At 56.8% G+C, this 9,672-nt stretch carries 12 protein-coding genes; 6 read left to right on the forward strand and 6 right to left on the reverse strand.

Annotated features, from left to right (window positions below):
• Positions 1 to 312 precede the first annotated feature (312 nt).
• The gene (locus IMX17_RS24755; RefSeq protein WP_033645236.1) at positions 313 to 855 is read left to right on the forward strand and encodes a gamma carbonic anhydrase family protein; all 543 of its coding nucleotides are present in this window, start codon (positions 313 to 315) and stop codon (positions 853 to 855) included.
• Positions 856 to 893: 38 nt separating this feature from the next.
• On the opposite strand, the gene aroE is transcribed toward IMX17_RS24755, so the two are convergent.
• From aroE to dprA, 5 genes are read right to left on the reverse strand one after another with little or no spacing between them, the layout of a single operon-like run.
• A complete protein-coding gene (aroE, locus tag IMX17_RS24760; protein WP_046898649.1) occupies positions 894 to 1,712 on the reverse strand; it encodes a shikimate dehydrogenase in 819 nt (272 codons plus the stop codon).
• An 11-nt stretch (positions 1,713 to 1,723) separates the two neighbouring features.
• Positions 1,724 to 2,293 (reverse strand): L-threonylcarbamoyladenylate synthase type 1 TsaC, encoded by a 570-nt coding sequence (gene tsaC / locus IMX17_RS24765; protein WP_033645237.1) that lies wholly within the window; start codon positions 2,291 to 2,293, stop codon positions 1,724 to 1,726.
• A gap of 7 nt (positions 2,294 to 2,300) precedes the next feature.
• Positions 2,301 to 2,846 carry a type I DNA topoisomerase gene (locus tag IMX17_RS24770; protein WP_019456195.1) on the reverse strand — a complete coding sequence of 182 codons (546 nt, stop codon included), beginning with the start codon at positions 2,844 to 2,846 and terminating at the stop codon, positions 2,301 to 2,303.
• A gap of 25 nt (positions 2,847 to 2,871) precedes the next feature.
• Positions 2,872 to 3,345 carry a DUF494 family protein Smg gene (smg, locus tag IMX17_RS24775; protein ID WP_182265802.1) on the reverse strand — a complete coding sequence of 158 codons (474 nt, stop codon included), beginning with the start codon at positions 3,343 to 3,345 and terminating at the stop codon, positions 2,872 to 2,874.
• Positions 3,317 to 4,438, reverse strand: coding sequence for a DNA-protecting protein DprA (gene dprA, locus IMX17_RS24780; RefSeq protein ID WP_193550326.1), 1,122 nt, complete (start codon positions 4,436 to 4,438; stop codon positions 3,317 to 3,319). The genes smg and dprA overlap by 29 nt, the downstream gene beginning before the upstream one ends.
• 133 nt (positions 4,439 to 4,571) lie before the next feature.
• Here dprA and def point away from each other — a divergent pair, with 133 nt between their 5' ends.
• The 5 genes from def to mscL all read left to right on the forward strand — a co-directional run bounded on the left by def (position 4,572) and on the right by mscL (position 9,389).
• Positions 4,572 to 5,081 carry a peptide deformylase gene (gene def, locus IMX17_RS24785; protein ID WP_015379260.1) on the forward strand — a complete coding sequence of 170 codons (510 nt, stop codon included), beginning with the start codon at positions 4,572 to 4,574 and terminating at the stop codon, positions 5,079 to 5,081.
• Positions 5,082 to 5,098: 17 nt separating this feature from the next.
• Positions 5,099 to 6,043 carry a methionyl-tRNA formyltransferase gene (gene fmt / locus IMX17_RS24790; protein ID WP_046898645.1) on the forward strand — a complete coding sequence of 315 codons (945 nt, stop codon included), beginning with the start codon at positions 5,099 to 5,101 and terminating at the stop codon, positions 6,041 to 6,043.
• Positions 6,044 to 6,115: 72 nt separating this feature from the next.
• Positions 6,116 to 7,405 (forward strand): 16S rRNA (cytosine(967)-C(5))-methyltransferase RsmB, encoded by a 1,290-nt coding sequence (rsmB, locus tag IMX17_RS24795; RefSeq protein WP_033645240.1) that lies wholly within the window; start codon positions 6,116 to 6,118, stop codon positions 7,403 to 7,405.
• A gap of 53 nt (positions 7,406 to 7,458) precedes the next feature.
• Complete coding sequence (trkA, locus tag IMX17_RS24800) at positions 7,459 to 8,835, forward strand: Trk system potassium transporter TrkA (RefSeq protein WP_004929716.1); 1,377 nt, start codon at positions 7,459 to 7,461, stop codon at positions 8,833 to 8,835.
• Between the two features lie 137 nt (positions 8,836 to 8,972).
• Positions 8,973 to 9,389 carry a large-conductance mechanosensitive channel protein MscL gene (gene mscL / locus IMX17_RS24805; protein WP_033645241.1) on the forward strand — a complete coding sequence of 139 codons (417 nt, stop codon included), beginning with the start codon at positions 8,973 to 8,975 and terminating at the stop codon, positions 9,387 to 9,389.
• A 58-nt stretch (positions 9,390 to 9,447) separates the two neighbouring features.
• On the opposite strand, the gene IMX17_RS24810 is transcribed toward mscL, so the two are convergent.
• Positions 9,448 to 9,654: an alternative ribosome-rescue factor A gene (locus IMX17_RS24810; protein ID WP_182265804.1), complete on the reverse strand. Its 207-nt coding sequence runs from the start codon at positions 9,652 to 9,654 to the stop codon at positions 9,448 to 9,450.
• Positions 9,655 to 9,672 lie beyond the last annotated feature (18 nt).

The raw sequence follows: 9,672 nt of genomic DNA on the forward strand, positions 1-9,672 counted from the left end.
GAGGTGGCGTATATTACGCTTTCCTCTTTCAGAGTCAACCCTAATTTTCAGGATTTTTTCTCTTTCTTCCCGGCCGCTGTGTGAAGTGAATCACTTGCGCCGTGTCGATGGAGGCGCATTATAGGGATCCGAGTTTTTTGCACAACCCCTTTTTTGATCTTTTCTTTTTGTTTGCACACTTTTCAGCCCTTCCGGGTGGATCTTGTGCGATCAGGGCCATTTTCCGCAGGATCCGGCGCTGCGATTGGTTGTAATTCCATCGCCAGAGTCTAGTATTGCCGGTAAATATGATCCCGACGTGAGGCAAGCACCATGTCCGATGCAGTACGTTCTTATCTTCAATACACCCCCAAACTCGGTCAGCGCGTCTTGATCGATCCTTCCAGCGTCGTCATCGGCGACGTCGATCTGGCGGATGACGTCAGCATCTGGCCGCTGGTCGCTATCCGCGGCGACGTCAATGCGGTAAAGATCGGCGCGCGCAGCAACATACAGGACGGCAGCGTACTGCACGTGACTCACCGCTCCGAACATAACCCCGACGGTTATCCCCTGTTGATTGGAGAAGACGTGACCGTAGGCCATAAAGCGATGCTGCACGGCTGCGCCATCGGCAACCGGGTGCTGGTCGGTATGGGATCGATCCTGCTGGACGGTGTAGTCGTAGAAGACGACGTGATGATTGGCGCCGGCAGTTTAGTGCCGCCAGGCAAACGCCTGGTCAGCGGCTATCTCTATATGGGCAGCCCGGCACGCCAGGTTCGGCCGTTGACCGCCGCCGAGTTGGAAGGATTGCTTTATTCTTCGAACAACTATGTACGCTGGAAAGATGAATACCTGTCGGAAGACATCTGACGGACGCCCCGTTCCCTATAAAGAGAACGGGGTTGCATTTATGCCGCCAGTTCGCTGCGCAACTGGCGCAATACCGGCTCAATCTCTGGCATCACTCCATGCCAAAGCAGGAAAGCATGCGCCGCCTGCCCCACCAGCATGCCCAGCCCATCGGCATATTCCGTTGTCCCCTGCTGCTGCGCCCAGGCCAGGAATGGCGTAGCGCCCTGCTGATAGAACATGTCATAGCAACGAGTACGCGCATTAACTACGCTCGCCGGCAACGCCGGGATCTCTCCGCTGATGCCGGACGCCGTCGCATTGATCACCAGTTCGAACGCTTGCTGATCCAATTGATCCATCGGCGCCGCCGAGATCTCCCCCAGATGCCGAAAAGCGTCTGCCAACGCCTGGGCTCGGCTGAAGGTGCGGTTGGTAATCGTTAGCCGACAGCCGAAAGACAGCAGCGGCAGGATCACGCCGCGCGCTGCGCCGCCGGCGCCCACCAGCAGGATGCGATCCTGCGGCCGGATCAATTGCTGACGCTGTAGATCGGTCAGCAACCCGATGCCGTCGGTGTTATCCCCCAACAGCTCGCCATTCGGCAATACCTTCAGAGTGTTGACCGCACCGGCCATCGCTGCGCGCTCGCTCAGCTCAGAAGCGGCCGAATAAGCACGCTCCTTGAAGGGCACCGTGACGTTCGCCCCCAGCCCTCCGGCGCGGATAAACGCCTGCAGGCTGGTTTCAAAACCGTCTAACGGCGCCAACACCGTTCCATAAGGATGCTCAATGCCGGTCTGGGCAGCAAACAGCGCATGAATTCGCGGCGACTTGCTGTGGCCGATAGGGTTGCCAAATACCGCAAACTTCTCCATGCCCATTACCTCTAGCCCTGACGGATCTGTTCGCCGGTCAGAACGTCTCTGATTTCGGAAGGATTAAGACGGCCACCCACCTTGCCGCGCAATACCGGGAAAGCTTCGCCGAACTGCCGCGTAACCTCATCCGCACTGCGGCATGGCTCCAGCCCACTGAGATTGGCGCTGGTCGACACCAGCGGCTTGCCGTACTGCCGACACAGCTGCTGCACCAACGGATGATCGCTGACGCGCACTGCCAGCGAGCTGAAGCGTCCGGTCAGCAAACGCGGCGTCTCCGGCCGAGCGGGCAAAACCCAGGTTACCGGCCCAGGCCAGCTGGCAAACATCGTCGTGCGCTGCTGTTCGCTGAGTGCACTGTCGTCGATATAAGGCTTAAGCTGTGCATAGTCGGCGGCGATCAAAATCAGCCCCTTCTCCCACGGCCGCTGTTTCAGCGCCAGCAATGCATTGACCGCCTGCTCGCTGTCGGGATCGCAACCCAGGCCGAATACGGCTTCTGTGGGATACGCAATCACCTGCTGTTGATGCAAAGCATCGATGATAGATAAAAGGTTCGGGCTTAATTCTGAGTTCATGATGTGATTATTCTGTAGTCGCGACGGGTTTTCCGCACAGCTTGCTGGCACAGCACAGGACGGGGCCTTTTGCCGTGCGCTTTTCCATCAGCAGCGGATAATGGCAATAGGCGCACTCACCGGCGACAGGTTTAACATTGAGGGCAAACTGGCATTCCGGGTAACGATCGCAGGAATGAAAAACTTTGCCGTAACGCGACTTGCGCTGCAGCAGTTTGCCTTGGCCGCACTGCGGACAGGTAATGGCGGTTTCGTCAGGCTTATCGATCACTTCAGTGTGATCGCACTGCGGATAATCGCTGCAGCCGATAAACATGCCATAGCGCCCCTGGCGCAGCACCAACGTCGCCTGACATTTCGGGCACTGTTGCCCATCCAAGACCTTAACGATATGTCCATCGGCCTGTGCTTTCAGCGGCCGAATATATTGGCATTCAGGGTACTGGGAACAGCCGAGGAAGGGGCCGTGGCGACCGCTACGGATCACCAGTTCGGCCCCGCATTCCGGACAGGGTTCATTTTGCCTGGCGGCAAAAATCGCGTTTTTTGTCATAACGTCTTCTATGCGCGTTATCGGCTCAATGCAGATAACCTTCGTTCACTTCAAACAACAGTTCTTCCATTTGCTGATAGGCGCTTTCATATCCGGGGATATTAAACAGCACCATCAACACGACCCATTTCAGATCTTCGAGATCGAATTCCGCATTATCCAAAGCCATAACGCGGTCGATAACCATTTCACGGGTTTCGAGGTTCAATACCTGAATCTGTTCCAGGAACAGGAGAAAACCACGGCAGTCGGCGTCCAGACGTGCACCTTCTTCTTCGGTGTAGATCCGCATTGCCAGCGGATCGGCATCCATAAAGTAAGGGGCATTTTGACCCTCTTGCAGGTCAGCCAACTTCTCAAGCCAATTCAACGCGTTGTAGATATCATCCCGATGAAACCCCGCCTGAGCGAGATCATCGGTCAGTTGATCCTGATCGACGCGCATCTCTGGTTCATTGTGGATATAAGTTTCAAACAAGTACATGAGTACGTCGAACATGGCTTGCCCTCCTTATTCGGACATAGCCGCCGGGTACAGCTGCGATCCACCCTGCTAACTCCAGCTCGAGTAACTTGATTACCACCACTGGCACAGGTTGGCCGGCACGTTCAGCGACGACGTCAACAGGTGTCACCTCATCTCCTACGTTAGCCAACACATCGCCAAATGGCAATTCAACTTCAGCCTGCGACGCACAAATAGTTGTATTTTCGTTCAGTGACAGCCATTGAAGGCCGCTTCCCAGCAATTCGGCGATATCTTTCGGCCCGGTGACCAGATGCGCGCCCTGCTGGATTAACCCATGCGTCCCCTCACTCATCGGGTTTCCTAATGGCCCAGGCAAGGCGAACACCTCACGCCCCTGCTCCAACGCGTAGCGAGCCGTCACCAGGGTACCGCTGCGCAGCGAAGCTTCTATGACCAGAACCCCCAGGCTGAGCCCGCTGATAATGCGGTTACGGCGTGGGAAATGGTCGGCCAGCGGCAAATCGGTGACTAAATGATCTGAAATCACGGCTCCGCCCTGCTCGACTATCTGCTCCGCGAGCCGGCGGTGCCGGCGCGGATAGATATTGCCCAGCCCGCTGCCCAACACCGCAATCGTGCAGCCATCGGCCGCCAGCGCCGCACGATGGCAAATGCCGTCGATGCCGATCGCCAAACCGCTGGTGATGGTGAAACCGCAACGCGCCAACTCCTCGGCGAAATGGTTCGCCCAACGCTCGCCGTAATGGCTGAACTGCCGGCTGCCGACCATAGCGAGCTGAGGTTGCAACAGCACCCGAGGATCGCCCTTGATCAGCAGAAACAGCGGCGCGTCGTCGATCTGAGCCAGGTTTTCAGGATAGCCGGCCGCCCCATAGTTCAGCATACTGTGCGCCGGCTCCTCCAGCCAACGCAGGGTGGCCGCCAGATAGACGGGATCCACTCGGTTGAACTGTGCCTGCTGCCGTTCGTTCAATCCCAGCTCATGCAACACGCGGCGAGGCTCGCCACTCATTTGCGATAACTGTCGCACGAGCCGACTGGCCACGACGGTCTGTAGCCCCGTGACTCCCCGCATCCGTAAAGCGATCTCTTCCGGCCGCATCGTCTGTTCCCTCAGCAAAAACGGTGGTATTGCCAATCTGAGCAATTGGTGCGCAATGCTGTCAATCAGGTCGGGAAATGTCTAGAATAGAGGTTAAACCTCGTTCATTACTCGGATACAGATCTAAAGATATATGTCAGTCTTGCAGGTATTACATTTCCCAGACGAGCGTCTGCGCAAAGTCGCAGCGCCGGTAAAAGAAGTCAATGCAGATATCCAGCGCATCGTGGATGATATGTTTGAAACCATGTACGCAGAGGAAGGCATTGGCCTGGCTGCGACTCAGGTGGATATCCATCAGCGCATTATCGTGATCGACGTCTCCGAGAATCGCGATCAGCGCCTGGTGCTGATCAACCCGGAGCTGCTGGAAAAGAGCGGCGAAACCGGCATCGAGGAAGGCTGTCTTTCCATTCCAGAGCAGCGTGCGTTAGTGCCGCGCGCCGCGCAGGTGAAGATCCGCGCGCTGGATCGTGAAGGCAAACCTTTCGAGCTGGAAGCGGACGATCTGCTGGCGATCTGCATCCAGCACGAGATGGATCACCTGATGGGCAAACTGTTCGTCGATTACCTGTCGCCGCTCAAGCGCCAGCGCATTCGTCAGAAACTGGAAAAAATGGCCAAGCTTCAAGCCCGCGCCTAACCGATCAGGAAATCAACGTGTCTGACTCTTTACGGATTATTTTCGCCGGAACACCAGACTTCGCAGCGCGTCATCTTGACGCGCTGTTGTCATCTGAGCACCAGATTGTCGGCGTATTCACTCAGCCCGACCGCCCGGCAGGCCGCGGCAACAAGCTGACGCCCAGCCCGGTCAAAATGCTGGCCGAACAACACCAATTGCCGGTATTTCAGCCTAAATCGCTGCGCCCCGAAGAGAACCAGCGTCTGGTGGCGGATCTCAACGCCGACGTGATGGTGGTGGTTGCCTACGGGTTGATTCTGCCGCAAGCGGTGCTGGATATGCCGCGTCTTGGCTGCATCAACGTACATGGTTCGCTGCTGCCTCGCTGGCGCGGCGCGGCGCCGATCCAGCGTTCACTCTGGGCCGGCGACAGCGAAACCGGCGTGACCATCATGCAGATGGATGTCGGCCTCGATACCGGCGACATGATGCACAAGATCGCCTGCCCGATTGAGAGCAGCGACACCAGCGCCAGCCTCTACGACAAACTGGCGCAGCTCGGCCCGCAGGGCATGCTGACGACGTTGCGCCAAATGGCCGACGGCAGCGCCACCCGCGAAGTGCAGGACGAGTCGCAGGTCACCTACGCCGAGAAGCTGAGCAAAGAAGAAGCTCGCCTGGATTGGACACTGTCCGCCGCACAGCTGGAGCGTTGCATCCGCGCCTTCAACCCTTGGCCGATAAGCTACTTCACCATCGATGAGCAACCGGTGAAAGTGTGGCAGGCCAGCGTACTGGCGGAAAGCGCCAACGCGGAGCCGGGCACCGTTATCCATGCCGACAAGCACGGCATTCAGGTGGCGACCGCCGACGGTATCCTCAATCTGATCCAACTGCAGCCCGCCGGCAAGAAACCGATGTCGGCGCAAGATCTGTTAAATTCACGTCGTGAATGGTTTACCCCGGGTAACCGGCTGTAAGTCACCCCACTGCCCGGCCGTTCATCGCCGGGCCGTTATTTTCTTAATGCCGATCGTTATCAGCTTCAGCCTATGAAAAATAATTACAATCTCCGCAGCATCGCTGCCAAAGCCATCGGCCAGGTGCTGGATCAAGGGCAGTCACTGAGTACTGTCCTGCCGGCGCTGCAAACCTCCATCAGCGATAAAGACCGCGGGTTGCTGCAGGAACTGTGCTTCGGCACGTTACGCGTACTGCCGCAGCTCGAATGGTGCATTCAGCAATTAATGGCCAAACCGCTGACCGGCAAGCAACGTACACTTCACTATTTGCTGATGGTCGGCTTGTATCAGCTGCTGTATACCCGTATCCCGGCGCACGCCGTACTCGCAGAAACCGTGGAAGGTGCGGTGGCGCTGAAACGCCCACAGTTGAAAGGTTTGATTAACGGCGTCTTGCGGCAATTCCAGCGCCAGCAGGAAGAACTTCTGCAGCGCGCCGCCAACAATGACAGCCGCTACCTGCACCCGAGCTGGTTGCTGAAACGCATCCAACAGGCTTATCCCGCCAACTGGCAACAGATCGTCGACGCCAATAACCAGAAGCCGCCGATGTGGCTGCGCGTCAACCGCCTGCATCACACCCGTGAGGCTTACCTGCAGCTGCTGACCGACGCCGGCATCGCCGCGGAGCCTCATGCAGACTATGCCGACGCCGTGCGGTTGCTGGCACCTTGCGCCGTGACCGATCTGCCAGGGTTCGCCGACGGCTGGGTCACCGTGCAAGATGCCTCAGCCCAAGGCTGTGTTGATCTGCTGGATCCACAAGACGGTGAACAGATCCTCGATTTGTGCGCCGCGCCCGGCGGCAAAACCACGCATATTCTGGAAGCGGCGCCGAAAGCACAGGTTATGGCCGTCGATATCGACGAACAGCGTCTGGCGCGGGTGAAAGAAAACCTGCAGCGTCTGCGTTTACACGCAGAGGTTAAACTGGGCGATGGCCGCACACCGCAGCAATGGTGCGGTGACAAGCAGTTCGACCGTATCCTGCTGGACGCGCCTTGTTCGGCCACCGGCGTGATCCGCCGTCATCCCGACATCAAATGGCTGCGCCGCGATCGCGACATCGCCGAACTCGCCGCCCTGCAGGCCGATATCCTGGAAGCCGTCTGGCCGCATCTGAAATCAGGCGGCGTAATGGTTTACGCAACCTGCTCTATTCTGCCGGATGAAAACAGTAGCCAGATCGCCGCGTTCTTGCAGCGCCATGCCGATGCCAAGCTGGTTGAAACCGGCGATGCGCAGCGGCCGGGACGGCAGAATATCCCGCATCCCGAGGACGGCGATGGCTTCTTTTACGCTAAGCTGATTAAAATGTAATTCTTCAGGGTGCGTACGCGCCCTAAGTCTTTCAGTGTGAAGCAGAGAACACGATGAAAATAATTATTCTTGGTGCCGGGCAGGTTGGCGGGACGCTGGCGGAAAACCTGGTAGGTGAAAACAACGATATCACCGTCGTCGATACCGACTCCGGCCGGTTGCGTCAGCTGCAGGATAAATTCGATCTGCGAGTGGTTCAGGGACATGGTTCTCACCCCCGGGTGCTGCGCGAAGCCGGCGCAGAAGATGCCGACATGCTGGTCGCCGTCACCAACTCCGACGAAACCAACATGATCGCCTGCCAGATCGCCTATTCTCTGTTTAATACCCCCAACCGTATCGCCCGTATCCGCGCGCCGGAATATATCCGCGAGTCGGAGAAACTGTTCCTGCCGGAAGCGGTGCCGATCGACCATCTGATTTCGCCGGAGCAGCTGGTCATCGACTATATCTACAAGCTGATTGAATACCCCGGCGCGCTGCAGGTGGTCAACTTCGCCGAAGGCAAGGTCAGCATCGCCGCGGTTAAAGCCTATTACGGCGGCCCGCTGGTCGGCAATGCGCTCTCTTCGATGCGCGAACACATGCCACATATCGACACCCGCGTCGCCGCCATTTTCCGCCAGGATCGGCCGATTCGTCCGCAAGGCTCGACCATTATCGAAGCCGGTGATGAAGTGTTCTTCGTCGCCGCCTCACAGCACATTCGCGCGGTGATGAGCGAACTGCAACGGCTGGAAAAACCTTATAAGCGCATCATGATCGTCGGCGGCGGCAACGTCGGCGCCGGCCTGGCCGCCAAGCTGGAGAAAGACTATAACGTCAAACTCATTGAGCGCAATCAGCAACGTGCTGCCGAACTGGCCGAGCAGTTGCACGATACCATCGTGTTCTACGGCGATGCCTCCGACCAGGAACTGCTGGCCGAAGAGCACGTCGAGCAGGTGGATGTCTTCATCGCCATCACCAACGACGATGAGGCCAACATCATGTCGGCCATGCTGGCCAAGCGCATGGGCGCCAAGAAAGTGATGGTCTTGATCCAGCGGCGCGCCTATGTCGATCTGGTGCAAGGCAGCGTGATCGATATTGCCATTTCACCGCAACAGGCAACCATCTCCGCGCTGCTTGGGCATGTGCGCAAAGCGGATATCGTCAGCGTCTCGTCACTGCGCCGCGGCGTAGCAGAGGCGATCGAAGCGATTGCCCACGGCGATGAAAGCACGTCCAAAGTGGTTGGCCGTATCGTTGAAGATATCAAGCTGCCACCGGGTACCACCATCGGCGCTATCGTTCGTGGCGACGACGTCATCATCGCTAACGGCAACAGCAAAATCGAACAGGGCGATCATGTCATCATGTTTATTACCGACAAGAAATTCGTGCCGGACGTTGAACGCCTGTTCCAACCGAGCCCCTTCTTCTTGTAGAACGAATTTATTTGGCGATGGTCTATAATCGCGTAGTTGTTCTCTGCCTTGAGGGGAGATAAAACTTCTCTCCTTTTGTGGCAAAGGGAAATTGCTTTGTTAAACTTGAGTTATTAATTCTGCAAGGGGTGCGTTCTATGAGTATGTTGAAAGAGTTTCGCGAATTTGCCATGCGCGGCAACGTGGTCGATCTGGCCGTCGGTGTGATTATCGGCGCCGCTTTCGGCAAGATTGTTTCATCCTTCGTCGCTGATATCATCATGCCTCCGCTGGGCTTACTGATCGGCGGCGTCGACTTTAAACAGTTCCATCTGGTATTACGTGAAGCTCAGGGCGCCGTACCGGCGGTGGTAATGAACTACGGTTCATTCATCCAAACCGTATTTGACTTCGTGATTGTCGCCTTCGCCATCTTCCTGGCGATTAAATTGATGAACAAAATGCGCCGCAAACAGGAAGAAGCTCCGGCAGCGCCGCCAGAACCTACAGCAGAAGAGAAACTGCTGACGGAAATCCGTGATTTGCTGAGCCATCAACAGCAACCAAAACTGTAAGACAGCGTTTGGTTATGCCAATAAAAAGCCACCGGATGAAGGTGGCTTTTTTAATGCCTTAAAACCAGAAGGCCAGTGGTAAATTATCGTTTGATAGTTTGCCACTGGCCTCCCAGTTACCGCCTTTGATGTGTTTTTCTTTACGCCGATAGCTGCCTTTGCCTTTCACATTCTTTTCTACCCGCTGACGGAATAGCGGATCATGCAGCAGCGCCTCAATGGCGTTATCTTGAATCTGACCTTTGGTGTGACGATATTTCGTCATGATAATGCTCCTGTAAAA

It is taken from the genome of Serratia sp. X3 (assembly GCF_014982455.1).
In the GTDB taxonomy this organism is placed as follows: Bacteria; Pseudomonadota; Gammaproteobacteria; order Enterobacterales; family Enterobacteriaceae; genus Serratia; species Serratia ureilytica.

Excerpts from the sequence above, each read along its gene's own strand:
- rsmB (WP_033645240.1), top strand. The coding sequence starts at position 6,116 with ATGAAAAATAATTACAATCTCCGCAGCATCGCTGCCAAAGCCATCGGC.
- dprA (WP_193550326.1), bottom strand. The coding sequence starts at position 4,438 with ATGCGGCCGGAAGAGATCGCTTTACGGATGCGGGGAGTCACGGGGCTA.
- mscL (WP_033645241.1), top strand. The coding sequence starts at position 8,973 with ATGAGTATGTTGAAAGAGTTTCGCGAATTTGCCATGCGCGGCAACGTG.
- trkA (WP_004929716.1), top strand. The coding sequence starts at position 7,459 with ATGAAAATAATTATTCTTGGTGCCGGGCAGGTTGGCGGGACGCTGGCG.
- tsaC (WP_033645237.1), bottom strand. The coding sequence starts at position 2,293 with ATGAACTCAGAATTAAGCCCGAACCTTTTATCTATCATCGATGCTTTG.
- def (WP_015379260.1), top strand. The coding sequence starts at position 4,572 with ATGTCAGTCTTGCAGGTATTACATTTCCCAGACGAGCGTCTGCGCAAA.
- smg (WP_182265802.1), bottom strand. The coding sequence starts at position 3,345 with ATGTTCGACGTACTCATGTACTTGTTTGAAACTTATATCCACAATGAA.
- aroE (WP_046898649.1), bottom strand. The coding sequence starts at position 1,712 with ATGGAGAAGTTTGCGGTATTTGGCAACCCTATCGGCCACAGCAAGTCG.
- IMX17_RS24810 (WP_182265804.1), bottom strand. The coding sequence starts at position 9,654 with ATGACGAAATATCGTCACACCAAAGGTCAGATTCAAGATAACGCCATT.
- IMX17_RS24755 (WP_033645236.1), top strand. The coding sequence starts at position 313 with ATGTCCGATGCAGTACGTTCTTATCTTCAATACACCCCCAAACTCGGT.
- IMX17_RS24770 (WP_019456195.1), bottom strand. The coding sequence starts at position 2,846 with ATGACAAAAAACGCGATTTTTGCCGCCAGGCAAAATGAACCCTGTCCG.